General features: G+C 61.3%; 20 protein-coding genes and 1 rRNA gene. 4 read left to right on the top strand and 17 right to left on the bottom strand.

The window, feature by feature from the left end:
• Positions 1-115: 115 nt before the first annotated feature.
• The 7 genes from V8J63_RS12240 to V8J63_RS12210 form a co-directional block, all read right to left on the bottom strand.
• Entirely contained in the window at positions 116-484 is a 369-nt protein-coding gene (locus V8J63_RS12240; RefSeq protein ID WP_016771789.1) for a glyoxalase superfamily protein, read from the bottom strand.
• A 118-nt stretch (positions 485-602) separates the two neighbouring features.
• The gene (locus V8J63_RS12235; RefSeq protein WP_336464111.1) at positions 603-2,060 is read right to left on the bottom strand and encodes an N-acyl-D-amino-acid deacylase family protein; all 1,458 of its coding nucleotides are present in this window, start codon (positions 2,058-2,060) and stop codon (positions 603-605) included.
• Between the two features lies 1 nt (position 2,061).
• A complete protein-coding gene (locus V8J63_RS12230) occupies positions 2,062-2,922 on the bottom strand; it encodes a MurR/RpiR family transcriptional regulator (RefSeq protein WP_336464110.1) in 861 nt (286 codons plus the stop codon).
• 16 nt (positions 2,923-2,938) lie between these two features.
• A complete protein-coding gene (locus V8J63_RS12225; RefSeq protein WP_024011491.1) occupies positions 2,939-4,288 on the bottom strand; it encodes a GntP family permease in 1,350 nt (449 codons plus the stop codon).
• A 498-nt stretch (positions 4,289-4,786) separates the two neighbouring features.
• Positions 4,787-5,680 carry an NAD-dependent epimerase/dehydratase family protein gene (locus tag V8J63_RS12220; protein WP_336464109.1) on the bottom strand — a complete coding sequence of 298 codons (894 nt, stop codon included), beginning with the start codon at positions 5,678-5,680 and terminating at the stop codon, positions 4,787-4,789.
• A 103-nt stretch (positions 5,681-5,783) separates the two neighbouring features.
• Complete coding sequence (locus V8J63_RS12215) at positions 5,784-6,695, bottom strand: LysR family transcriptional regulator (RefSeq protein ID WP_336464108.1); 912 nt, start codon at positions 6,693-6,695, stop codon at positions 5,784-5,786.
• Between the two features lie 106 nt (positions 6,696-6,801).
• Positions 6,802-7,392: an NAD(P)H-dependent oxidoreductase gene (locus tag V8J63_RS12210; protein WP_016771795.1), complete on the bottom strand. Its 591-nt coding sequence runs from the start codon at positions 7,390-7,392 to the stop codon at positions 6,802-6,804.
• A 177-nt stretch (positions 7,393-7,569) separates the two neighbouring features.
• On the opposite strand from V8J63_RS12210, the gene V8J63_RS12205 reads away from it, so the two are divergent.
• On the top strand, positions 7,570-7,884 hold the full coding sequence (locus V8J63_RS12205; RefSeq protein WP_125917859.1) for a putative quinol monooxygenase: 315 nt from the start codon (positions 7,570-7,572) through the stop codon (positions 7,882-7,884).
• Here the strand turns inward: V8J63_RS12205 and V8J63_RS12200 are convergent.
• Positions 7,874-8,638 carry a sulfite exporter TauE/SafE family protein gene (locus V8J63_RS12200; RefSeq protein ID WP_336464107.1) on the bottom strand — a complete coding sequence of 255 codons (765 nt, stop codon included), beginning with the start codon at positions 8,636-8,638 and terminating at the stop codon, positions 7,874-7,876. The genes V8J63_RS12205 and V8J63_RS12200 overlap by 11 nt on opposite strands.
• 232 nt (positions 8,639-8,870) lie before the next feature.
• Between V8J63_RS12200 and V8J63_RS12195 the strand changes: the two genes are divergently transcribed.
• Together V8J63_RS12195 and V8J63_RS12190 are read left to right on the top strand one after the other, a co-directional pair.
• Entirely contained in the window at positions 8,871-9,809 is a 939-nt protein-coding gene (locus tag V8J63_RS12195) for a LysR family transcriptional regulator (RefSeq protein WP_336464106.1), read from the top strand.
• A 41-nt stretch (positions 9,810-9,850) separates the two neighbouring features.
• Positions 9,851-10,201, top strand: a complete 351-nt coding sequence (locus tag V8J63_RS12190; protein ID WP_016770579.1) for a cupin domain-containing protein — start codon at positions 9,851-9,853, stop codon at positions 10,199-10,201.
• 200 nt (positions 10,202-10,401) lie between these two features.
• Here V8J63_RS12190 and mmsB read toward each other — a convergent pair whose 3' ends face one another.
• A complete protein-coding gene (gene mmsB, locus V8J63_RS12185; RefSeq protein WP_016770578.1) occupies positions 10,402-11,289 on the bottom strand; it encodes a 3-hydroxyisobutyrate dehydrogenase in 888 nt (295 codons plus the stop codon).
• A 10-nt stretch (positions 11,290-11,299) separates the two neighbouring features.
• Positions 11,300-12,826 carry a CoA-acylating methylmalonate-semialdehyde dehydrogenase gene (locus tag V8J63_RS12180; RefSeq protein ID WP_136491893.1) on the bottom strand — a complete coding sequence of 509 codons (1,527 nt, stop codon included), beginning with the start codon at positions 12,824-12,826 and terminating at the stop codon, positions 11,300-11,302.
• A gap of 149 nt (positions 12,827-12,975) precedes the next feature.
• On the opposite strand from V8J63_RS12180, the gene V8J63_RS12175 reads away from it, so the two are divergent.
• Positions 12,976-13,923 carry a LysR family transcriptional regulator gene (locus V8J63_RS12175; protein ID WP_125917982.1) on the top strand — a complete coding sequence of 316 codons (948 nt, stop codon included), beginning with the start codon at positions 12,976-12,978 and terminating at the stop codon, positions 13,921-13,923.
• Here the strand turns inward: V8J63_RS12175 and V8J63_RS12170 are convergent.
• From V8J63_RS12170 to rrf, 7 genes are all read right to left on the bottom strand, one after another.
• A complete protein-coding gene (locus tag V8J63_RS12170) occupies positions 13,920-14,420 on the bottom strand; it encodes an OmpA family protein (RefSeq protein WP_177421632.1) in 501 nt (166 codons plus the stop codon). The genes V8J63_RS12175 and V8J63_RS12170 overlap by 4 nt on opposite strands.
• The gene (locus V8J63_RS12165; protein ID WP_136491891.1) at positions 14,420-15,688 is read right to left on the bottom strand and encodes a diguanylate cyclase domain-containing protein; all 1,269 of its coding nucleotides are present in this window, start codon (positions 15,686-15,688) and stop codon (positions 14,420-14,422) included. Before V8J63_RS12165 ends, V8J63_RS12170 begins: the two co-directional genes overlap by 1 nt.
• The gene (locus V8J63_RS12160) at positions 15,685-16,254 is read right to left on the bottom strand and encodes a YfiR family protein (protein ID WP_024011482.1); all 570 of its coding nucleotides are present in this window, start codon (positions 16,252-16,254) and stop codon (positions 15,685-15,687) included. Before V8J63_RS12160 ends, V8J63_RS12165 begins: the two co-directional genes overlap by 4 nt.
• Positions 16,255-16,373: 119 nt before the next feature.
• Positions 16,374-18,482 carry an exodeoxyribonuclease V subunit alpha gene (recD, locus tag V8J63_RS12155; protein WP_130927347.1) on the bottom strand — a complete coding sequence of 703 codons (2,109 nt, stop codon included), beginning with the start codon at positions 18,480-18,482 and terminating at the stop codon, positions 16,374-16,376.
• Complete coding sequence (gene recB, locus V8J63_RS12150; protein ID WP_336464105.1) at positions 18,479-22,165, bottom strand: exodeoxyribonuclease V subunit beta; 3,687 nt, start codon at positions 22,163-22,165, stop codon at positions 18,479-18,481. The genes recD and recB overlap by 4 nt, the downstream gene beginning before the upstream one ends.
• A complete protein-coding gene (gene recC / locus V8J63_RS12145) occupies positions 22,162-25,614 on the bottom strand; it encodes an exodeoxyribonuclease V subunit gamma (protein WP_336464104.1) in 3,453 nt (1,150 codons plus the stop codon). Before recC ends, recB begins: the two co-directional genes overlap by 4 nt.
• Positions 25,615-25,767: 153 nt before the next feature.
• Positions 25,768-25,842: ribosomal RNA gene (gene rrf, locus V8J63_RS27795) — 5S ribosomal RNA — on the bottom strand; the annotation flags it as partial.

Genomic DNA, 25,842 nt, shown 5'->3' with positions numbered 1-25,842 from the left:
TATGGATTCAGCACAGAACATTCAGGTCGGCGTAACTCCCGAGCATCCCCCAATCGGTCCCCTCTCCCTCCGGGAGAGGGCTAGGGTGAGGGGCTTTTGATCTCTGGCGCTAAATTCAAAGACTGATCGCATTGGTAAACACCAACCGATTGCCAAACGGATCGGCGATCGTCATGTCCTGACTCCCCCACGGCATCGCCTGAATCTGCGGGTGCGAGAACTTGTAATCCTTGGCCATCAGTTGCTGCTGAAACGCCTCCAGCTCATCGGTCTCGATACGCAGCGCCGAACCAGGGCAGGCATCGCCGTGATGCTCGGACAGATGCAGCACACACTCGCCCCGTGACACCTGCAGATACAGCGGAAAATTCGCTTCGAAGCGATGCTGCCAGTCGATCTTGAAACCGAGAAAATCGACGTAGAACTCGACAGCCTTGGCCTCATCGAAGATCCGCAGGATCGGGGTGGTTTTGCCGAAGCTCATGGCGTGCTCCCTGACTGATTGGCCCCACAGTGTAGACGGGGAGGATGTCAGCAAATCGGCTTGTGGATGGCTTTCTTTAATTGCAATGTGCCATCACTGTGACGCACACCACGAATCTTTAACGAAAGTGGTCGCGCAGGTCGCCCTGTCGCGCAAGAAACCGCCCTGCCCTCGCCCCATTCGCCTGCCCGTCGCGATAGCTCAACACGCCGTTGACCCAAACCCCGTCAATCCCCTGCGCCGCCCGTTGCGGATCGTTGAAATCGGCCACGTCACGCACGGTCGCCGGATCAAACAACACCAGATCCGCCCAATGCCCTTCACGAATCTCGCCCCTTTCCTGCAAGCCAAAACGCGTCGCCGACAGGCCGGTCATCTTGTGCACGGCGGTGTGCAGTGGAAACAACCCGACGTCGCGACTGAAATGGCCCAGTACCCGTGGGAAAGCGCCCCACAGGCGCGGATGCGGGAACGGGTCTTCGGGCAGTCCGTCAGAACCGACCATCGAAAGCGGATGGGCGAGGATTCTTCTGACATCGGCCTCGTCCATGCCGTAGTACACCGCCCCGGCCGGTTGTAGACGTTTCGCAGTTTGTTCCAGCGACAGATTCCATTCGCCTGCGATGTCGATCAGGTCGCGCCCGCTGACTTCCGGGTGCGGCGTCGACCAGGTAATAGTGATGCGGTGGGCGTCGGTGACTTGCTTCAAATTCAGCGTCGAAGAACTCGCCGCGTACGGGTAGCAATCGCAGCCGACCGGATGGGTTTTCGCTGCCTCTTCCAGCGCTGCGAGCAATTGCGGACTGCGCCCCCAATTACCCACACCAGCGCATTTGAGGTGGGAAATGATCACCGGCGATTGCGCGTGTCGGCCGATCTGAAATGCTTCGTCCATCGCCTCCAGCACCGGGGCGAATTCGCTGCGCAGATGGGTGGTGTACACCGCGCCGAACGCCGTCAGTTCTTCGGTCAGTTGCATGACTTCATCGGTGGACGCGTTGAAGGCGCTGGCGTAGGCCAGGCCTGTGGATAAACCCAACGCGCCGGCCTCGAGACTGTCGCGCAACTGCGCGCGCATGGCGGTGATTTCGTCGGGAGTCGCGGTGCGGAACAAGTCGTCGAGGTGATTGCTGCGCAGCGCCGTGTGGCCGACGAGCGCGGCGACGTTCAACGTGGTGTTGGCCGCTTCGACGGCGGCGCGGTAGTCGCTGAAGCGCGGATAGGCGAACGCCGCTGCGCTGCCGAGCAGGTTCATCGGGTCCGGCGGATTGCCCTTCAAACTCACTGGCGAAGCGCTGATGCCGCAATTGCCGACAATCACCGTGGTCACGCCCTGGCTGAGCTTGGGCAACATCTCGGGTTGGCGGATGACCACGGTGTCGTCGTGGGTGTGCACGTCGATGAAACCCGGCGCCAGCACCCGGCCGGCCGCGTCGATTTCTTCGCTGGCGCTGGCGTCAGGCAGATCGCCGATGCGCTCGATGCGGCCATTGAGAATTGCCACGTCGGCCTTATAGCCGGGCGTGTTGCTGCCGTCGATGACCAGCGCGTTGCGGATCAGGGTGTCGTACTGCATGTCAGTCTCCCAGCGGCAGGTGATCGTCGCCGCCACGGTATTCGTCGAGGGCGAGTTTGATTCGCCGCAGACGTTCTTGATTGTCTTCAGGGCTGGCCAGCGCCAGTTCGGTGGCGAGCACGTCGATGGCCAGCAGCATGCCGTAGCGCGCCGCCGTCGGTTTGTAGATGAACGAGGTTTCCGCGCCTTGCAGCGGCAGGACGACGTCGGCCAGTTCCGCCTGTGGTGAATCGCCGCGAGTGATGGCGAGGATGCGCGCGCCGTAATTGCGCGCCAGCTCCACGGTTTCCAAAAGCTCCGGGGTGATGCCGGTCAGCGAGCAGGCGATCAGCACTTGCTCGGCGTTCAGACTGGCGGCGGTCACGCGCATCATCACCGCGTCATGACACACCGCAATCGGGTAACCGAGGCGCACCAGACGCACCTGCAATTCATCGCCGCACAGGGTCGAGCAACCACCCATGCCGAACGCGTGAATCATCCGCGCCTGGCTGAGCAATTTCACTGCGTCGGCGAAGCGCGATTCATCGAAACCGGCCAAATGCTGGCGCAGCGTGGTTTCGATGTCGCCGACAATCTGCCCGTAGAACGCCGACTGCTCGGGCGTGCCCGCCGGGTCGAGAAACCGGCTGCCAACGCCGCTGGCCTGGGCCAGTTGCAGACGTAGATCACGCAGGTCGCGGCAGCCGACCGTGCGGGCAAAGCGCGACAGCGTGGCGGTGCTGACCTCGGCGCGTTGTGCGAGGTCTTCGAGGCTGGCGCTGGCGGCAAAGCCGACATCGTCGAGCATCAACCGCGCAATGCGCCCCTCGCCGGCACTGAAGGAATCCTGGCGGGCGCGGATCTGGTAGAGGATGTCCATGGGCGGCGGGCTCCGGTTACAGCAGGTAGGAAAGGCCGACGGTCAGCGCGAAAGCGACCAGCGAAATCAGCGTCTCGAGCACGGTCCAGGTCTTGAACGTCTGCGCGACCGTCATGTTGAAGTATTCCTTGATCAACCAGAAGCCGCCGTCGTTGACGTGGGAAAAGATAACCGAGCCCGCGCCGGTCGCCAGCACCAAAAGCTCAGGATGTGGATAACCCAGACCGATGGCCACCGGCGCAACAACGCCCGATGCGGTGGTCATCGCCACGGTGGCCGAGCCAGTGGCAACCCGCATCAGCGCAGCGAACAACCAGCCCATGATCAGTGGCGACAGGTGAAATTCGTGAGCGAGGCCGACGATCTGATCGGTGACGCCGGCATCCACCAGAATCCGGTTCAAGCCGCCACCAGCACCGACCAGCAAGGTGATGCTGGCGGTGGGCGCGAGGCATTCGTTGGTGAACTTGAGGATCGATTCGCGGTTGAAACCTTGGGCAATCCCTAGCGTCCAGAAGCTCAGCAAAGTCGCCAGCAACAGCGCGATCACCGAGTTGCCAATGAACAGCAGGAACTGGTTGAACGCGCTGCCGGGGGTGGAAATCAGGTTAGCCCAGCCGCCGATCAACATCAGCACCACCGGCAGCAGAATGGTCGCCATCGTAATGCCAAAACCCGGCAATTTGTCGCGCGGCTCGCGCTCGAGAAATTGCTTTTCCAGCGGATTGTCCGCCGGCAATTGAATGCGCGGCACGATGAATTTCGCGTACAGCGGGCCGGCGATGATTGCGGTCGGAATGCCGATCGCGATCGCGTACAGCAAGGTCTGCCCGACCGAGGCCTGATAGGCCTGCACCGCGAGCATCGCCGCCGGGTGCGGCGGCACCAGCGCATGCACCACCGAAAGGCCGGCGACCATCGGCAGCCCGACCATCAGAATCGACACACCAACGCGGCGCGCCACGGTGAAAGCGATTGGCACCAGCAAGACGAAACCGACTTCAAAGAACAGCGGCAAGCCGACCAGAAACGCGATGCAGACCATCGCCCAGTGCGCGTTCTTCTCACCGAATTTCTCGATCAGCGTGCGCGCCATCTGCTCGGCCCCGCCGGACTCGGCCATCATCTTGCCGAGCATCGTTCCCAACGCCACCACCAGCGCAATATGCCCCAGCGTCTTGCCGACACCCGCCTCATACGCACCGACCACCGCCGACGGCGGCATCCCGGCCACCAGCGCAAGGCCCAGGGAAATCAGGGTGATGACAATGAACGGATTGAGCCGGTAACGGGCGATCAACACGATCAGCGCGATGATGGCCACGGCGGCGTAGACCAGCAGCCAATAGCCGAGGGAAGGCGTCATGCGGTACTCCTCGAAAGGGTCACGTTCGAATGGGTTGTGAAACTCATAAATCATTTCGAGATAGAGATTTCAAACCGCATGAAAGTAATTTTCGTGGAGAGACAAGGTGTGTCGCTGATGGGTATGGCGTATCGTGATTAATGAAAATCGGAGGGCGGGATTTTCATGGCATTTCAAATCTCCACTTAACTCTGTGGGAGCGAGCCTGCTCGCGAAGACCGCTTCACATTCACCCTCTTCATTGACTGACCCACCGCTTTCGCGAGCAGGCTCGCTCCCACAGTTTTTGATCACATTCCTCCAGTCAGAACGCGGTCAATTTGTAGGAGTGAGCCTGCTCGCGATTGCGGTGGGTCAAAACAAGATCATTTGACTGACACGACGCATTCGCGAGCAGGCTCGCTCCCACAGTTTTTGATCACATTCGTTCAGGCAGAACGCGGTCAACCTGTGGGAGCGAGCCTGCTCGCGAATGGCTTCACTCGGTGCGCGCTGGACTCACACCATTTCGTTACGAATCCATTCCACCACCGACGTGCGCTTCGGCGTCCAGCCCAGCAGGTCGCGGGCGTGTTTTCCGCGTACGCGGCTGTTGGAACCGAGGCCGTAGTTGGCCATTTCATAGCCCCATTCGGCTTCGGCGTCTTGCAATGGCCAGTCTTGCGGTTCGCCCAGATTGAGGGCTTCGGCCATGGCGGTGGTCATGTCGATGAACGAGGCTTCACCGCTCTCGACGAAGTAGAAAGTGCCGGGCACGTTTTTGGTCAGCGCCAGCTGATACAGGGCGACGACGTCTTCGATGTGCACGTTGGACCAGATGTTCTGCCCTGTTCCGACGTGGCGAACGACGCCGCTTTTGCGCGCCTGCTTGAGCAGTCGCGGCAGTTGCACGCTGTCGCGGTTGACGCCCAGGCTGTGGCCGTAGATCAGGGTGTTGCAGATCACCGCCGAGTTCACGCCATCCTGCGCCGCCGCGAGCACGAGGTTGTCGATGGCTACGCGATCGGCCTTGTCGACAGTCGGCTCCGGCAGGTTGTCCTCGTAGTAAATGTCATCGCTGGATTTGCCGCCGGAAGCGTCGCCGACGATGCTCGAACCGCTGGTGTGCAGAAAGACCTTGTTCGAGCCGCGCAAAGCGCCGAGTAACGCTTCCACCGCACCGCGATGGTCGCTGCTGGCAGCGTTGATGACGGCATCGGCAGCACGGGCCTGTTGCGCCAGCAATTGGCTGTCATCGAGGGTGCCGATTACCGCGTTCATGCCCAGTGCTTTCAGCTCACCAGCCTGCTCGGCGCTGCGCACCAGGCCGGTGATGTTGTGCCCGGCCTGCACCAGGCCGGTGGCGATGGAACCGCCGATAAAACCGGCCGCGCCGGTAACGAATACGTTCATGGAGGAACTCCCTGCGTGAATAAGTGATGCAGCGAGTATCGGCCGATGAACTCAGGCGAAAAACCCGCCCTCGGCCAATTCACTCTTGCGCAGGGATCACGAATCAGCCCTTGAATTCGGCGCTGGCGTAGGCGGCGAGTTTGCTCTGGATAAAGTCGAGGAAACACTGAATGCGCAACGCCAGTTGCGAGTTGCGGTAGTACACGGCGTTGATCGGCTGGCGGTAGCCGCTGTTGAATTCACCGAGCAGGACTTTCAGGCGCCCGGCACGGATGTCGTCGATGGTCATGAAGTGCGACAGACAGGTAATGCCCTGCCCTTCCAGCGCCAGATGGCGCACGGTCTCACCACTGGAAGCGCTGATTGCCGGGCTGATCGGCCAGCGGTCGCCGTGCACATAGCGCAGCGGCCATTGGTTGAGGCCTTCGTTCTGGGTGAAGCCGAGCAGCGTATGTTCGCTCAAATCCGCGACCTGCCGGGGCGCACCATGCTTCTTCAAATAGGCAGGGCTGGCAACAATCATCAACGGGCTGCAACCGAGCGAACGCGCATGCAGCGTCGAATCGGCGAGGGTGCCGATGCGGATGGCGACGTCGGTGCTTTGTTCCAGCAGGTCAATGATCAAGTCATTGCTGTTGAGTTCGAGTTGGATGTCCGGGTACAGCTGCCGGAATTCGTCGATGTAGGGGACGATGGCGTGGAGCATGAACGGCGAGGCGGCATTGATGCGCAGGCGTCCGGACGGAGTTTGCTGGCGCGAAGACAGACGCTCTTCGAGTTGATCCATCTGATCGAGAATCAGCTTGGCCTGTTCGAAGAAATACTTGCCCTCCTCGGTCAGGTCCATGCGCCGCGTGGTGCGGTTGATCAGCGTGGTGTCGAGCTTGGCTTCGAGCTTCGACAGCGTGCGACTGACGGCCGACGGCGTCTGGCCGACCTGCTCGGCGGCGGCGGAAATCGAACCGCACTCGATCACACAGACGAAAATCTGCAACTCATCGGATCTGGCTTTCACGGGTGTCCTCGCTGGAATCGCCGATCGCAGCCTGTAGCCATGCCCCCTGTAGAAGCTGCCGCAGGCTGCGATCTTTTGCTGTACCCGGATAGTAGCCCGAAACCCATCAAGCCTTGAGGCCAAACACCTCAGTCAGATGCTGCTCATAGCGCACTACATCATTGTCGATGTTCGGACGCTTCATTACGTCGACGCAGAGAAAGGTCGGCAGTGCGGTCATGCCCAGAAACTCGTTGGCCTTGTGGAACGGGAAGTACACCGCGTCCACGCCTTTGGCTTCGAAGAAATCAGTCGGGTCATCGAAGGCTTGCTGCGGCGCGTTCCAGGTCAGCGACAGCATGTATTGCTTGCCCTGAATCAGACCGCCGCTGCCGTACTTCTGCGAAGCATCGGAACGGGTGCGACCGTCGCTGGCGTAGAGGCTGCCGTGGCCTTCGGTGAAGACTTCGTCGATGTACTTTTTCACCGTCCACGGCGCGCCCATCCACCAGCCCGGCATCTGATAAATGATCACGTCGGCCCAGAGGAACTTGGCCACTTCTTCGGCAACGTCATAGCCCTCGTCGATAAACGTGGTCTTGACGTCGACACCGCCGCGATCGAGCACGCTCAGCGCGGTTTCGTGCAGGGTAGTGTTATAGCGGCCATCGGAGTGGGCGAATTTTTTACCGCCATTGAGCAGCAGCACTTTTTTCATCGGAAAACCTCGGCGCAGCCTTCAAGGCTGAAACAGGAATTGGAATGGCGGCAGATTAACCATCGATCTCGCGCGGAAACAGCCACATCGACGCAAAATACATTTGACCAAAACGCACGAATCGATCGCCAATTGTTGCCGTAGCATTCAGCGCTTTCTGCATTCGAGGAAGTTGTGATGAGTGAACGCCAGGGTTTCATCCTGCACGCCAAGACCCGCCCGGAAAAAGCCGCCGAGTTCGAAGCGCTGTTCCGTGCTTACGTGGCGCCGAGCCGCGCCGAACCGGGCTGCATCGAGTACCACATGCTGCGCGACCAGCAGGATCCGACGCTGTTTATCTTCTACGAGATCTGGGCCAGCCAGGCGCATCTGGATGAGCACTCGGCATTGCCGCACATGAAAGCGTTTTTCGCTAGGCGCATGGACTATCTGGAGCGCGATTTCGATATCCGCGCGATCGACATGCTCAGCGAATCCTCGGCTAGCCGCTGATCAGCAAATGGGCGCCGAGCGCGCCCAGTCCGATAAAGAACACGCGCTTGAACAGCACCGCACTGATGCGCTGACGCAGCCACTGACCGAGCCACATGCCAAACATGGCCGGGATCAGCGCCAGCAGCGAGGCGCTCAATTCGCCACCGCCGAGTGCGCCGTGCCAGAGCAGCCCAGCGGCCAGCGCCAGGGTCGAGACGGTGAAGGACAGGCCGAGCGCCTGCACCAGCTCATCGCGGCTCAGCCCCAGCGCTTGCAGGTACGGCACCGCCGGAATCACGAAGACGCCGGTGGCGGAGGTGATGACGCCGGTGATCAGGCCACACAGCGGGCCGAGCCACGATTCATGCCCGGATTTGACGCGTAGCGTGGGCAAGAACAATCCGCTCAATGCGTACAGCAGCAGCGCCGCGCCAAGTCCGCGCACCACCCAATGGCCGCCGGCCATGCCGATCCACAGGGTGCCGATGCCGGTGCCGAGGAAGATCAGCAGCAGCATGGGCCAGAGACGTTTGATCAGGCTTTTCAGGTGGCCACCGAAGGCCAGTTGCCAGAGGTTGGTCAGGGTCGCCGGAATGATCAACAGCGCGGCTGCCTGAGCAGGCGCCATAGCCAGACCGAGCAGGCCCATGGCGACAGTGGGCAGGCCGAGGCCAATCACGCCTTTGACCGTGCCGGCGAGGAGGAAGGTGGCGATGACCAGTATAGACAGGGTCAGGCCGAGGGTTTGGTAGAAGTCGGTTAGTGTTTGCATTGGGGTAATGTGCACTGATCCGGGCTGGGGGAAAATCTGCCATATACTGAGGCAGCCTCTTCCTTTGCAAGAGGCTGATCTTTGCAGTGATGCATCTGGCCTCATCGCTGGCAAGCCAGCTCCCACAGAATCTCGGTTGTTCATCCATTTAGAGAACAACAAGAAACCTGTGGGAGCTGGCTTGCCAGCGAAAGGGCCAGCCCACACACCATAAAAATCAGAGGCAAACCCCATGCACTTCGACCTCACCGACCTGCGCCTCTACCTGCACATTCTCGACACCGGCAACATCACCGCCGGCGCCGCCCGCAGCCACTTCTCCCTCGCCGCCGCCAGTGCCCGAATCCGCGCGATGGAAGCCTCGCTGGGCGCTGAATTCCTCGAGCGCGGCCGCCGTGGCGTCACCCCGACGCCTGCCGGCAAAGCCCTCGCCCGCCATGCGCGCATCCTTTTGCAACAGGCCGAACGCATGCAGCAGGACCTTGCCGATTATGCGCAAGGCGTCAAAGGCGAGGTGCGGCTGTTGTGCAACACCACGGCGATCACCGAGTACCTGCCGGAACTGCTCGCGGATTTCCTGCGCAGCCATCCCAATCTCGACATCGATCTACAGGAACTGCCGAGCGCGCGGATCACCCATGCCTTGCGTGAAGGCGCAGCGGACCTGGGGATTGTGTCCGACGCGGTCGACACCAACGGCCTACAGACTCAAGCGTTTCGCGACGATCCGCTGGTGCTGATTCTGCCGCTCGATCATCCATTGTCTGACGCCGCCGAGGTCAGTTTCAGCGACGCGTTGCAGCACGACTTTGTCGGACTCAGCGCCGACAGCGCATTGGCGATTTATCTGGAAGAACAGGCGCTGCACAGCGGCGCACGAATGCAGGTGCGCATTCGCGCCGATGGTTTTGATGGCGCGATGCGCATGGTCGCCCGTGGCGCCGGCCTGGCCATCGTGCCGTTGGCCGCTGTCCAACGCGCGATGCTCGAGCAGTTCAAGTGCGTGACTCTGAATGAGCCATGGGCGCGCCGCAGGTTATTACTCTGCGCGAGAGACTTCGCCGCGCTGCCGGGTTATGCCCAAGCGCTGTTACAAGCACTCATTGCTGCGCGCGTTTCTGAGCACTCCGATGTCGACCCCAGACAACTGAGTGACGACCGGCCGCTATAGGGTGCGACTTCAATTCTCAAGTCCACCTGCCCGGAGTCCCCATGACCGCGACCGCCCCTATCACCGTTCTGCGCGACACTCACCCGCTGCCGGTACTCGACGCCTGCAAGTGGGAAAAACTCGAAGGCGACCCGCACACCGTCAACCTCAACGCCTACACCAGCGAAGACGGCAGCAAGATCATGGGCACCTGGATCTGCACACCGGGCAAGTGGCGCGTCGATTATGTGAAGTGGGAGTACTGCCATTTCCAGGAAGGCTACTGCGTGATCACCCCGGACGGCATGGCGCCGATCCACCTGCGCGCCGGCGATATCTTCGTGGTTGAGCCGGGCATGAAGGGCACGTGGGAAGTGGTCGAGACCGTGCGCAAGTATTTCGTCTTCGCCTGATGCAAAAAAGCCGGGAAATCACCCGACGTGATTTCCCGGCAAATGTCCCGGCGTTGCTAAAACCTGTGGCGAGGGGATTTATCCCCGCTCGACTGCGCAGCAGTCGCAAAACCTGAGCACTCGGTTTACCTGACACAATCCAGGGGGCTGCTGCGCAACCCAACGGGGATGAATCCCCTCACCACAAGGGCTGATCGCGATTACTGCGGCTTGCGATAGCTGTTGATGATCGCCGAGAAGTCTTTCCCACCATCACCGCGCTGGCTCATCGCCTGATACAACTGCTGCGCCACCGCGCCGAGCACCACCGGCTGGTGCGCCTGCCGCGCCGCTTCCGTTGCCAGGCCGAGATCCTTGAGCATCAGCTCCGCGCCGAAACCACCGGTATAACCGCGCGAGGCCGGCGCCGTTTCGACGATGCCCGGCCACGGGTTGTACATCTCCGAACTCCAGCAACGGCCGGTCGAGCTGTTGATGATCCCGGCCAGCACGCCGGTGTCGATCCCCAGCGCATCGCCCAACGCCATCGCCTCACTGACGCCGACCATCGAGATCGCCAGCAGCAGGTTGTTGCAGATCTTGGCGATCTGGCCGGTGCCGACTTCACCGCAATGCACGATGTTGCGGCCCATCTGCGCCAGCACCGGTTGCAGGGTAGCGAACAGTTCCGGGGTAGCGCCGACCATGAAGGTCAGCGTCCCAGCCGTCGCGCCGCCAGTGCCGCCGGAGACCGGCGCATCGGCCATGGCCACGCCGTGTTTGGCGGCGGCCGCTGCAACGTCGCGGGCGGTCTGCGGGTCGATAGTGCTGCAATCCACCGCCGGCACGCCTTGGCGAATGCCGGCGAGCACGCCCTCTTCACCCAGCCAGACACTGCGCACGTGCACAGCCGCCGGGAGCATGGTGATCACCAGTTCGGCATCTTCCGCCGCCTCGCGGGCCGAAGCGCGGATGGTGCCGCCCAGTTGCTCGAGTTCCGCCAGCACGGTTTTGTTCAGGTCGACCAGGTTCAGCGAGTGGCCGGCCTTGATCAGGTTACGCGCCATCGGCGCGCCCATGTTGCCCAGCCCGATAAATGCGATTTTCATGATCGAATCCTCAGCGCAGGTTGATGGTGGTGTTCACGCCGTCGTTGACGCTGTCGTCATCGAACCAGCGCGCCGTGACCGTTTTGGTCTGCGTATAGAACTGCACCACTTGCTTGCCGTACGGGCCGAGGTCGCCGAGTTTCGAACCGCGCGAACCGGTGAAGCTGAAGAACGGTACCGGTACCGGAATCGGGATGTTGATGCCGACCTGACCGACGTCGATTTCAGTCTGGAACTTGCGCGCCGCCGCACCGCTCTGGGTGAACAGCCCTGTGCCGTTACCGAACGGGTTGGCGTTGACCAGCGCGATCGCCTGATCGAGGGTGTCGACTTCCAGCACCACCAGCACCGGGCCGAAGATTTCCTGGGTGTAGATCTGCATGTCGGTGGTCACCCCGGAGAACAGGGTCGGGCCGACAAAATTGCCTTGTTCATAACCCGGCACGCTGATGTCGCGACCATCGAGCTCAAGCTTGGCGCCTTCTTTGATGCCGCTTTCGATCAGTTCAAGGATCCGCGCCTTGGCCTTTTTCGAAATCACCGGGCCGACATCGGTGCCCGGCTCGCTGCCGGCGTTGACCTTGAGTTTCTGCGCCAGCGCTTTCAGGTCTGGCAGCCACTGTTTTGCGGCACCGACCAGCACCACCACCGACGTCGCCATGCAACGTTGCCCGGCGGCACCGAAACCGGCGCCGACCAAGGCATTCAGCGCTTGCTCGCGATTGGCATCCGGCAGCACCACAGCGTGGTTTTTTGCGCCCATCATCGACTGCACGCGTTTGCCGTGTTTGCCGGCCAGGTCATACACGTGGGTGCCGACAGCGGTCGAACCGACGAACGACACGGCTTTGATGTCCTTGTGCGTGCACAGGCCATCGACCACATCCTTGCCGCCATGAACGACGTTGAGCACGCCCGCCGGAACGCCAGCCTCAATGGCCAGTTCCACCAGCAGCATGGTCGACAGCGGATCCTGTTCCGACGGCTTGAGCACGAAGGTGTTACCGCAGGCGATCGCCATCGGGAACATCCACAGCGGAATCATCGCCGGGAAGTTGAACGGCGTGATGCCGGCGCAGACGCCGATCGGCTGGCGCAGGGTGTAAGTGTCGACGCCGCCGGCGACGTTCTCGGCGAATTCGCCCATTTGCAGGGTGCCGATCGAGCACGCGTGCTCGACCACTTCCAGGCCACGGAAAATATCGCCTTCGGCATCAGCAATGGTCTTGCCCTGCTCGGCGCTGAGGATCACGGCGATGCGCTTGGAGTGCTCGCGGATCAGCGCTTGCAGCTTGAGCATGATGCGCATCCGCGCGCCGATCGGGGTCAGTTTCCAGGTCTGGAAGGCACGCTGGGCGGCGCTGACAGCGGCATCGACCTCAGCGGCGGTGGCGAACGGAACCTTGGCCAGCACTTGCTGGGTGGCCGGGTTGACGATGTCGTGCCACTCGGTGGTCTGCGACTCGACCCATTCGCCGTCGATCAGCAGTTTGACCTTTTGCAGCGTGGTGTCGTTGGGCGTAAGCGATGCGTTCATGCTGGTCTCCAGAACTTGTTTTTATCGTAGGAGCCAAGGCGAAAGGTTCGCCTTGAGATGAGGCGTGTGTCACGAATTGGTTGTCGGACTGTTTTTGGAGTATAGATGTGCAAACTTCTAATAAGAACGCACATATAAGCCCGACCATCATGCAAAAAAACATCACCTCGCTAGGCTCGCTGAACTGGGACGACCTGAAGTTTTTCCTTGAAGTCGCCCGCACTCGCAAGGCCAGCACCGCCGCCAAACGCCTGGCTGTCGACTACACCACGGTGTCGCGACGGATCAGCTCGCTGGAAGCGGCGCTGGGCACATTGCTGTTCGAAAAATCCCGCACCAGCGGCTTCGTCCTGACCACCGAAGGCCAGCGCTTGCTCGGTTATGCCGAGTCGATCGAAAGCACGTTGCACATGGCCTGCGAGCAAGTCTCGGGCTCGGGCGTTGCCCTGTCCGGACACGTGCGCATGGGCTGTACTGAAGGCTTCGGCAGCTTCTTCATCACCCCGCAGTTGAGCCACTTCGTCGACGCCTACCCGGCAATCTCGGTGGACATCCTGCCGCTGCCGCACTTCATCAGCCTGTCCAAGCGCGAGGCCGACATCGTCATCGCCCTCGAGCGGCCGGAGCACGGGCCGTACGTCTGCTGCAAACTCTGCGACTACCGCTTGCAGCTGTACGCAACCCAGGACTATCTGGACAAACACCCACCGATCCGCCGCCCGGCCGACTTGAGCAAGCATCAATTCATCAGTTATGTGGATGATCTGGCGTTCAGCTCGGAGCTGCTCTACCTGGCCAACGTGCTGCCCGGCGCCAGCGCAAACTTGCGCAGCACCAGCGTGATCGCGCAATACGTCGCCGCACAGCAGGGGCGCTCGCTGGCGATCCTGCCGTGCTTTCTCGCCGCGCAGGATCCGCGATTGTTGCCGGTGTTGCCGGAGGAAATCGACATCACCCGGCAGTTCTGGATGTACTGCCGGGAGGATTTGCGCAAGTTGAAGCGGATTACGTTGTTGTGGGATTACATTCGTGAGGTGACTGAGTGTAATCAGGCGTTGTTGATGGGTGAAACGCGGGAGATGCGCTTTGCCGATTAGTCGGCGCTGACCACGATCGACACCCGGCGATTTTCCGTACGCCCCGCTGCGGTGTCGTTGGAAGCCACCGGTTCGCTGCTGCCCAGGCCTTGCAGCTGGATGTTTTCCTGCTTCATGCCGACCGTGCCGAGGACGTTGGCAACGCTCTTGGCCCGGCGCAGCGACAGTTGCTGATTGTAGGTTTCCTTGCCGGACGCATCGGTGTGGCCATCGACGCGCACCCGCTCGATCCCCACGCCGAGCAGCGCCTTGCCGATGCGTTCGACGATTTCCGTGCTGGCTGCGTTCAGGCTTTCCACATCGCTGCCAAAAAGCACTTTGCCCGACAGGCCGAATTCCCAACCGTCGTCGGTCAATTCGAAACCCTGCTGTTTGAGCACGGCGACCTGCGCCGGTGTCAGGCCTTTCTGCGGGGCGGTCTGGCAACCGCTCAGGGTCAGCGCGGTGATCAGCAACAATGCGGAAAACAGTCGAAAGGGAAGTGTGAACACGGGCATCAGCTCCTGGTGTGAACGGAATCGACCGGGCGCTCCGACCCGGCGGTGAATTGCGCGCCACGCGACAGGCGCTTGGCCTGATACATCGCCGCGTCGGCTGCGTTGAGCAAGGCACCCGGCGTGGCGCCATGATCGGGATAGACGGCGATACCGATACTGAGCGAGGTCACTACACTGCTGTCGCCGGGCAGGGTGATCGGCATGTCCATGCTGGCGAGAATCTTGTCAGCGATGTGCTCAGCGTCTTCGACCGTGTGCAGTGGCGCAAGCAGCACGGCGAACTCGTCGCCGCCCAGCCGCGCGACCAGATCATCCTCGCGCAATTGCGCTCGCACGCGATTGGCGATGGCCACCAGCACGGCGTCGCCCGAGGCGTGGCCGAAGTTATCGTTGATGCCTTTGAAGCGGTCGCTGTCGAGAAACAGCACGGCGACCCGCTCATCGTGTTTTTTGCCGTTGCGCAAGGCGCGCATCAAGCGGCCTTCGAAAAACGCACGATTGGGCAAACCGGTGAGGCTGTCGTGGGTCGCTTGGTGAGCGAGAGTTTCGTTTTCGTTTTGCAGATGGGTTTGCCACGACTCGAGTTCGCCGAGCAAGGCATTGAAGTCGTTGCCCAGGTTATCCAGTTCAGCGATTTGCGCCGGCGGCACGCGCCGATCCAGCGCTCGTTCGCTACGGGCGGCGTGGGCGACGGCGGCGAGGCTGTGTAAAGGGCCGATGATCGCGCGCAACTGCCGCCGCGCCAGATAAAGCGCGACCCAGGCGCTGATCGCGGTGCAGAGCACAATCCCGGCCAGGCCGCTGAGCAGGAAGCGCATCAGGCTGCCGCCGTGACCGATGAGCAGGACCCGACCGATTTCGCGGTCCTGATGCTCAATCGGCAGGCTGACCGGTTTTTCCAGAAGAGCGCGGGTGATCTGCATTTCCAGCTCGGAGAACAAGCCGGTCTCGACGCGCTGCCATTGCGCGATCAATTGGCCTTGCGCGTCCAGCACTCGGGCATCTGCCACTTCCTCGGTGGAAGCGATGATCGCCAGCGCTTCGGTTGCCGCCGCTTTGTCATTGAACACGACGGCCGCTTCGACGGTGTAGCTGATCGAACGGGCGATCAAGTGCAGGTTGTGATCGGCATATACCCGCAGCGCCAGCACGCCCAGCAAGGTCAGCGAAACACTGGCCATTGCCACCGCCACCAGCGCGACAATCAAATGTCCACGGCCGATGACCGAGCCAAGAGTGGGGCGAGCCTTCCAACTGAACAGCTTCATGGCGCCGCCGCTTTGCGACGGGACAACTGCAACACGCTGGGGTGTATGCGCACACCACTGCGAGCCACGGAGTCGAGATTGACCTCGAATGACACTTGCTCATCGCCAACGCGCAGGCAGAACAGACTGCCGACGGTGCATTGATCGTCTGCTTCGCTGATGCTCAGCACCGGGTGCCCGATCAACGATGCAAACAGGCGACTGCGTTCATCGGCGGTGAGCTTGCCGATGTACACCGCATCGCATTCGCTGACGATGCCCGGGTTGTCCGCCAGCAGACGCCGCACAGCCACCGGCCGGCCCGTGGCTTGGGTGGTGCCTTTGACCAAGTCATCGGTGTATTCGGTGGGGCCGACGATGCACAGGCGCAACTGCGCCGGTTCCACCGGCCAGCGTGCATAGCTGAGAATGCCAAGCACCACTTGCGTGACCGCTTTGGCCCGTTGCTCGGCCGGCCCGGTTTGCGCTTGGGCGATGGCGCTGCCCGTGAACAACCAGAGCAAAACGATCAGCAATGCGTGCTGGCAGGCCACCACACGCTGTGTCGCCCAGACGGCCACCTTCATGGAGGGATTCTCTTGGAGCGTAACGAAATGATGCCGCAACGATAGCACAGCGCCAGAACACCAGCGAGGCGCCTGCCTCTGACCGGTTGGTCAGTAATCGTTGCCGATCATCCAGCGGTTCATCCCCGAAGCTCGGCACCCTCCTCCAGCTCCAACATCAGCCCGCTCAGCCGCTTGACCTTGCGCAGCACCGCCTCCTCAAACACACCGGCACGCGGCTCGATCAAGGTGAACCAGTGCCGGGCGCGAGTGATTCCGGTGTAGATCAGTTCCTTGGTCAGCACGGGGTTCAACGCATCCGGCAGGATCAGCGCCGTGTGGGCGAACTCCGAGCCCTGGGATTTGTGTACCGTCATGGCGTACACGGTTTCGACATCATTGAGCCGACTCGGCAACACGAAGCGCACGCCGCCCTGTCCATCGTTACGCGGGAAGGCCACGCGCAGAACGGTTTTGCCGATCTCTGCGCCTTCACGCTCGGGCAGTTTCAGGGCGATGCCGATGTCGCCGTTCATCAGGCCCAGACCATAGTCGTTACGAGTCATCAGCACCGGCCGACCTTCATACCACTGCTGATCGCTCTCGATCAGACGCGCCTTGAGCAACGCAGCGGTGATGCGCTGGTTCAGACCTTCAACGCCCCACGGCCCTTTGCGCACCGCGCACAGCAACTGGAACGTATCGAACGCCTGCAAGACTTCCCGCGCCCAATCCGTCCAGTCCGCATGCTCAAGAGGCCGCGTCGATGGTGGACGCTGATCGCGCAGTACGCTCAGGTAATGGCGGTAACCTTGCGGGCCATTGCCGTGACCTTCGAGCAGCAGGCGTTCGAGCTTGTGATCGTGCTCGCCTTTGAGCGGCAGCGAATACACGTCGTCGTAGCTGCCGGCCGCGAGCAACTGTCGCGCTTCATCGGCCAATTGCTGATTGACCCGGCGCGCGAGCTGACCGATGCCGCTGCCCTCGCCGAAGCGGCGCGAGTGCCGCAGCATCACCACTTGTTGCGCCAGCGGATGGGTGCCGTCGCGGTCCTCACGCAAACCACTGCCCTGCAACGACTCGCCACTGACTGACTCCAGCCATTGCCGCGTCTGCGGGTTGTACCAACCGCCCTCGGCGTCACGGCACAGATCGCCCAGCACCGCACCGGCCTCTACCGAGGCCAGTTGATCCTTATCGCCCAGCAATACCAACCGCGCATGGGCCGGCATGGCGTCGAGGAGGTTGGCCATCATTTCCAGGTCGATCATCGAAGCTTCGTCGACCACCAGCACATCCAGCGGCAGGCGGTTGCCGGCATGGTGACGGAAATGCCGGGTGCCCGGTCGACTGCCGAGCAAACGGTGCACGGTGGTCACATCGCTGGGGATCGCCGCGCGCACCGCTTCGGCGACTTGCAGTGATTGCACTTGCTGACTGATCGACTCGGTCAAACGTGCAGCGGCCTTGCCGGTCGGGGCGGCCAGACGAATGCGCAGCGGATGGCCAGCCTCGACGGCCGGTGCCTGCAGCAACGCGAGCAAGCGCACCACCGTAGTGGTTTTCCCCGTGCCCGGGCCGCCAGTGATTATGCTGAAGGCGCTGCGCGTAGCGAGAGCACAGGCGAGTTTCTGCCAATCGATGACAGCTGCGGGTTCCGCGCCGCCGAACAATCCATTGAGGCGCTGCGGCAGGTCATCTGGCGTCGGCTCCTGTTGCATCAAGCGTTGGCGCAACGCTGCATCGATGCGGCGTTCGTAGGTCCAGTAGCGGCGCAAGTACAGGCGTTTCGAGGACAGCACCAACGGGCGTGTCTGCGCTGTGTCACTGGCATCAGCGGCCAGCGCGACCAGCGAGCTGCTTGCCAGCACTTTGCACCAATGGGCTCCATCGAGCGTTTCGAGCAATTGCGAAGGCAGCAACAACACACCGCCCTGCACATCGCCTTCGGGCGGCAGTGACAGGGCAAAATCCGGCGCCTTGAGGGTTTCGAACAAATCCAGACACACATGACCATGGCCGAGCTGGTGACTGGTCAACGCCGCCGCCAGCAGCACCAACGGGTCGGTCTCGGGCTCGAGTTCATACAGAAAAGCGACAAAGGCGCGGTCCAGCGCGCGCAGCCAACCGCGCTCGACCCAACGGCTAAGCAACAACAGCAAATCATCGGCGCGGGTCAGCGGCGAGAGTTTCGACAGGCTGTCCGCTTCCAGCGGTGTCGGCAGCAGATCGGCGAATGTGCGGCTCATAGCAGGACTCCCTGTTCCCAGGCGGGCTCGGACTTGGGTTCGGGTTTGCCCTGGAACATCCGGTCGAGGCGTTCGATCAATTCCCGTGGTGGACGCACGAAGTACACGCCGTGATTTTCCGCACGCGTACCGCGCAGAAACAAATACAGCGCCCCACCGACATGGCGGTCGTAATCGTAATCCGCCAGCCGCGCCTGCAACTGGCGATGCAACGCCAGCAGATATAGCACGTATTGCAAGTCGTAACGGTTGTCGAGGATCGACTGTTCCATCGCCTGCACGGTGTAGGCCTGATCATCCACGCCGAGCCAGTTGGATTTGTAATCGGCGACGTAATAACGGCCAGCGTGCTCGAAGGTCAGGTCGATAAAGCCCTTGAACATGCCGTTGAGTTGTACCGGCTCCGCCGCCACCCGGGCGACGCCATTGTGGGTGTGCTGGCGCACCTGTTCATCGAGCTTGAGCACGTCGACTTTGTGGCTGGCGAACCAGAACTCCATCTCGACGCGGTATTGCTTCAGTTGCTCAAGAACCACCGGCGGTTGCCCGCCAGCGATCGGCAACGGCGACTTGAGCAAATGCTGCAGCCAGTCAGTCAGCGTGGTAATCCAGCCTTGCCAGCCGCGCAGGTTGCAACGCCGGGCAATCGCATCTTCCAGCGCTTCGCGGGTAACCGAAAAACCTTCAGCGCCCGCCCATTCGAGCAAGCCATGCAGAAAGGTGCCGGGATTGGGGCCACGGGGAAAACGGTGGATATCGGCGCCACCGCTGATGATTTCGCGGGGTGCGTCGGGGTCGAGGCGCTCGTCGTCGAAGAGCTTTTGCGCCTGCGGACTGTCCGGTGCTTCGTCGCTGCCGATGCTCATTATGTCGCTGATGCGAAGGGCGCTATAGGAAGCGATCCACCAGTTTTCACTGGCTTTGCGCTTGGGCCGTAGCGTCGCTCGCAGCACTGCTTCATTGCGCGGCGGCTGGTAATGCTCATCAGTGGGCTGAGGCATTTCGCCGATGCCAATCGCCGCGCAGTCCTGCTGCAGATCCCGCAGCCAGCGATTCAATTCGCTGGACTCGCCCAAAGCGGCACCGCCACCGAGCAAATAACCCAACGCTGACAGGTGCAGCACCGAGCTGTTGTTATTGCCGCGTTTGAGATCAGTGACGCCCAGCCAACAGGCATGCTGCGCGCGCGTTAACGCGACATACAAAAGACGCAGATCTTCGGCCAGACGCTCATCGTCAGCCAGGGCGATCAACTCGGGGGTCGGCTTGAGGCTGATCTGCGCCTTGCCCGCAGCGTCGTGGTAATGCAGCGGCAAACGGCTGCCATCCACCGGTTTCGCCGAGCAAATGAATGGCAGGAACACCAGCGGATATTCCAGACCCTTGGATTTGTGGATGGTCACCACTTTGACCAGTTGCTCGTCGCTTTCCAGACGCAGAATCTGCTCTTCACCGGCCTGACCGGACAGTGCCAGCAGCTCGGCCAGATGGCGGATCAGCGCTTGCTCGCCGTCCAGTTCAGCAGCGGCTTGCTGCATCAGCTCCGACAGGTGCAAAAGGTTGGTCAGCACGCGCTCGCCGTCACTGCGCTGCATCAGGGTCTGCGGCAAATGGAAATCGTGAAGCAGGCGGCGCAACATCGGTAACACGCCTTGTTTGCGCCAGAGCTCGCGATAGCCGCGGAACTGCATGACCCGGGCTTCCCAGACCATTTCATCCTGGTTCAGGCGCTCCAGCTCGATCAGCGGCAGGTTCAATGTGGTGCAGGCCAGCGCAGCCTTGAGCGAGCGTTCGACATCGGGTTCGGCGCAAGCCTTCAGCCACGCCAGGAGGTCGTGCGCCTCTTGCGCGGCGAACACCGAATCCTTGTCTGACAGATAAACACTGCGCACCCCTCTGGCGGCGAGTTCGGCGCGTACGGCCTGGGCTTCCTTACCGTCGCGGACGAGGATCGCGATGTCAGAAGGACGCAGACCTCTGAAGTCTTCTGCCTGAACAAAACCAGCGCTACCGTTTTGCCCGCCATTGAGCAGTGCGGTGATTTCACTGGCGCAGGCGGCGGCCATTTGCTGGCGATAGACCGCGCCGGACAGCGGCTGATCGCTAGACAATAGCCAGACATTCAGTGCCGCGACGTCTTGCCCGGCAATCCGCAGCGTTTCCTTGCGTCCCTGAGACTCGACCGGGAGAAACGGTACCGGGTTCTCGCCATTTCTTTCGCGAAACAAAAACGCGCCGCGTCCCTGCTCTCGGGACTCGGCGCGTTCGAATACGTGATTAACCGCTGTCACCATGCCGTGGCTGGAGCGGAAGTTGGTGCCGAGCGTATGCAAGCGGCCGGTAGTGGCCTGGCGTGCGCGCAAGTAGGTGTAGATGTCGGCACCGCGAAAGGCGTAGATCGCCTGTTTGGGGTCGCCGATCAGGAACAGGCCGGTGTCAGGGTGATTGTCTTCGATGCGGTAGATGCTTTCGAAGATGCGGTATTGCACCGGATCGGTGTCCTGGAATTCGTCGATCAGCGCTACCGGAAACTGCTCGCGAATCAGCGTCGCCAGACGCTCGCCGCCCTCCGATTGCAGCGCTGCATCCAGACGCAACAGCATGTCGTCGAATCCCATTTCTGCGCGGCGACGCTTCTCTTCTTCGAAGCGTGCTCCGACCCACTTGGCAGCGTGTTGCAGAACAGCGGCATCGGGCGTCGGCAATGCGTCGAGGCTCGATTTGAGTGCGGACATGGCGTCCAGCCCCGGATGACTCGGGGCCTGGCCTTTCCAGGCCTCGGCCATGCCTTCGGGTGTCAGACGGGTGAAGCCGGTGCCAATGTCCAGTTGCTCAAGCGCCTCGTCTGCGGCCCAGGTCTTGAGTTTCTCGAACCAGGGCTCGAAATAACGCGCCTGCATCTTGCGGCCATCGACGGTTTTGCTGGCGACGCCTTCATGGCAGAGCGCGAGCAGTTCGTCTGCCCAATCACGCCAAGGCGCTTTCAGTTCGACCAACGCCGCTCGCCGCTCCAGCAAACATTCGGCGATCAGCTCCGCAGGCACCTTGCCTTCATCGGTGTCACGCTCGCTGGCGAACAAGCCGCGTACCCGAGGCAACAACGCTGCGGGGCCACCCCAATTGCTGCGCACCCAGTTCAGCGCATCGCCCTGCATCGGGTAGCAGAACAGCCGCCAGTAATCGCGCAGCACCTCGCCGAGCAGATCGCTGTGATCGGTTTCCAGCGACTGCGTGAACAGGCTGCCGCTGTCGAACGCATGCTCACGCAGCATGCGCTGACACCAGCTGTGAATGGTCGAGACGGCGGCTTCGTCCATCCACTGCGCGGCGATATCGAGGCGGTTGGCACAGCCCGGCCATTGCTGCGGATCGAACTGTTCGCGCAGCTCGGCAATCAGTCCGTCGGGGGCAACAATTTCGTCGCGGAAGAACCGCGCGGCCTCAGCCAAGCGTGTCCGAATCCGTTCACGCAGCTCTTTGGTGGCAGCGTCGGTAAACGTCACTACGAGGATCTGTGGCGGTAGCAGTTCGCGTGCGAAACCGCTTGTCTCGCCGCCATGACCGAGAACAAGGCGCAGATACAGTGCCGAGATCGTAAAGGTTTTACCGGTGCCGGCGCTTGCTTCGATCAACTGACTGCCGCGCAGCGGGAAGGCCAGAGCCAAGGGTGTTTTCGTACTCATGCGCGCGCACCTTCGCTGGACAAGGAACGCCACGGCGCTTCGAATAATGGGCGGTACAACGCGTCGCACCAGCCGGTGAAGGTTTCGTCTGCCAACAATGCATCGAAGTCGGGAAATTGCCGGAGCAGTGCCGGGCTTTCACGCCGCTCGCCGTTGCTGGTCTGGCCGTCACCGTCATAGGCTTTTCGCGCAGCGGCTTCGGCTTTGACCGGGTCAGTTTGAGACAACCAGGCGAACGCGGTTTTTATCGCAATCGGCAAGGGTTGGCGCATGCCTGATTGCCACGCAAGAAGCAGGTCACCGAGCAAACGCAACGCTCGGTCTCGCTCCATTGGCTCCAGCAACAACGTGTCATCACTGGCGACCAATGCCGTGGTCAGCGCATGCTCGCTGGCGCAGGCGACCAGATGGGTGACCCACGGTTTGGTCAGCCGGTGCCACTTGCGCGTTTTGATCGAGCCGATGCTGTTGGGAATAGTGGTGACTGACAGTAGTCCGCCATCGGCGCGTTGATGCAGGTTTGCGAGCCAGCCCTCCAGCCGCGAACCCTGCAGGTCGAGACTGACCGGGATCGCACTGGTCAACGGCGTCGGCCATAACGTCAGCAACTGTTGATAACGCTGCAGAAGATCCGGTAGCGGTTCGATCAGTTCATGCTGTAGGCATTCGCCAAAACCGGCCATGGGCAGCAGACCACTGTTTTGCAGGCGCAGCGCCCGGGCTTGCAGCGCCTGATCGATATTGTCCGGCTGGCTGAGTGCGGCTTCCAGCAAGCTGTCGCTGAGCGTGTAGCGCTGCAGCGCGTCCAGCACAAAAGGTTCTTCATCGGCCAGCGGTGCTTGCGCGGCCTCGAAATACACGTTTAGGCGTTGAGTGAAAAAATGCCGAACCGGGTTCCGCAGAAAATCCTGCAGCAATGCCAGCGTCAACGGTTCCTCTTGAACATATGGCGCGAGTAACAGTGCTTCGCTTTGTTGCGCTTTCTCTTGATGTAATACCTGCCACTCGCTGGCGTAGCTGAACAGTTGCTCGCCTTCGTGGAAATAGCGGGCGCTGAAAGGTTGCAGGGGATGTTCTTCGGTCAGCGCGTCTAACAGATCCTGGCTTGGGTCGATTGAACGCCAGCCGCTGGCGAGGTGATCGCGCAACTGGCCGATGAGCACCGAGGCAGGTCGTTCGCTGTTGTCGCGAATGCTGCGACCGACCCAACTGATATAGAGCTGAGTGCGTGCGGATAACAGCGCTTCGAGTAACAGGTAACGATCGTCTTCACGTCGTGAGCGATCCCCAGGTCGGTAATCGCTGCCCATCAGATCGAAGTCCAGCGGCGGCTGCGCGCGCGGATAATCGCCGTCGTTCATGCCCAGCAGACATACCAGCTTGAAAGGAATGGCACGCATCGGCATCAAGGTGCAGAAATTCACCGCACCGGCGAGGAATCGTTGCGACAAACGGCCCTGATCCAGCCCGGCGAGCCAGGCTTCGCGCACGACAGTCAGCGGCAGTTCGTCAGTCAGCCCGACCGCCTCGCAGGTCTCGAGCCAGGTTTCGCGAAGCTCCTCCAGTTGGGTCAGCAGGTAGTCGTCGTGCTCGTTGCTCGCCTGAAAGAACACCTGCATCAGCGCCTGCAAACGCAGCCCCCACTCTTTCGGTTGAGCCGGTTGCGTGAGTTGCCGATGAGCGATTTCCAGGGCATCCAGCAGAGCCACCAGTGGACCGATCAGGGCAGCATCAAGCCCACCAATTTCGTCGTAAGGCTCGATACCTGCACATGCGTCGGCACTGCCGACGGCGTAGCCCAGCAGCATTCGGCGCAGGCCGAAATGCCAGCTGTTCTGCTCCAGTTCCTCCGGCAAACCGAGACCGGCCCGTTGCTCGGCACTCATGCCCCAACGCACGCCGGCGCCTTCGATCCAGCGATGCAAAGTTGGCAGGTCGCGTTCTTCTACGCCAAATCGCGCACGCAGGGCCGGGACATCGAGCAGGTCGAGGATCTCACTGACCGGGAAACGACTGTCCGGCAATTTGAGCAAATGTTCGACCGCGATTAGCAACGGATCACGTCCACGCTGGCCCTGGTCCGCCAAAGTGAAAGGAATGAAGCGCGGGTCAAATCGATCGAGCTGACCGAAAACCGCGCGGATATGCGGGGCATAGCTGTCGATATCCGGGACCATCACGATCACGTCCCGTGGGCGTAGAGCCGGGTCAGCGCTGAAACGCGCCAGGAGTTGATCGTGCAGGATTTCGACTTCGCGCTGGGCGCTGTGGGCGATGTGAAAACGTATTGAATGGTCTTGGGTTGCATCGACCGCTGGCCAGAGTTCGCGTGTCTCGTTGAGGGGGCGTAACTCAAGAATGTCATCCTGCAGCTGATTAAGCATGTTGCGGGGCTGGACTTCGCTGAACAGGTCGATGCGGCCGTCACGAAAGGCTGCGCGGTAGCTGTTGGGGTCGTCGTAGCTGTCGAGCAGGTTGATATAGTCGCGACCTTGCTTGCCCCAAGCGGCCAGCAACGGATGCGCGTGCTGATGCAGGGTCTCGGCGTCAAGTACCACTGGCATCCCGCTTTTGCGTTGTTGCCGCTTGTATTGATGCCGCAGCAGATCCTTGTCGGCGACGATATCGGCCCAGTGATGGCGACAGGGGTTGTGTACGCAAAGCAATACCTGGCTAAAACGTGCCAGACCGGCGAGCGCTTCAAGTACCTGCGCGGGTAGCGAAGAAATACCAAAAACGATCACACGCGGTGGCAGTGAAGCCGGAGCCTCATCAAGAGTGTTGATGCGTTCCATGAAGCGTTGATGCACGCCGGCACGACTCTGCGCCATGCCTTGTTCGCCGACGTCATCCAGCAGCGCTCGCCACAACTCGGCCTGCCAGCAACTGGTCGGTGGCAGAGGTTTGATTTCACCTCGCACATTGCGCAGTTGGTGGCGGCCTTCCGCCCAATCTTCCAGCCAGTCGGCCCGGTAGACCTGATATTGGTCAAACAGGTCGGCCAGACGCTCTGACAATTGATAGCGCTTGCGCAGATCGCTGTCGTGGGTGAGGAAGCGTTGCAGCGGCTCGAAATGGGCGCGGTCGATTACCTGTGGCAAGAGACGCATCAGGCGCCAGGTCAGCGGGGCTTTGTCGAGCAGGGATTTAGCCGGAATTTCTTCTCGTCCCAATACCATGCGATAGAGCTGCCACATGAAACTGCCGGGTAGTTGCACGTCAATCGCCGCAGCGATTCCGCAACCGCCAAGGTCGTCGTCTTCGGGATCCTCAGCCAATGCCAGTTTGAGCCATTGGGCGATGCCGTTGCTTTGTACCAAAGCGATTTCGTTCTCCAAGGGTGCGAGTGGATAGCGCCGCATGATGCTGACCACAAGGCTGCGCAGCTCATCGAGACTGTTACTCTGAACCACCATGAATGCAGCGTTGAGGGACTGGGCGTCCGACATATGGATTCCTTGGAAAATCGCTAAAGCCGAGGCAGAACCTTAGCATTGTCGGCCGGCTGTGACAGCCGGACGAGGTCTGCGAAGGCTGTAAGAACTTTCTCGCAGGCAAAACAAAACCCCAACTGCTTTCGCAATTGGGGTTTCGGAATTTAATCTTGACGATGACCTACTCTCACATGGGGAAACCCCACACTACCATCGGCGATGCATCGTTTCACTGCTGAGTTC

Source organism: Pseudomonas sp. CCNWLW23 (genome assembly GCF_037095675.1).
GTDB classification, from domain to species: Bacteria; Pseudomonadota; Gammaproteobacteria; order Pseudomonadales; family Pseudomonadaceae; genus Aquipseudomonas; species Aquipseudomonas atacamensis.
Note: the sequence above shows the minus strand (reverse complement) of the source record. Positions and strands in the feature narration are given on the sequence as shown.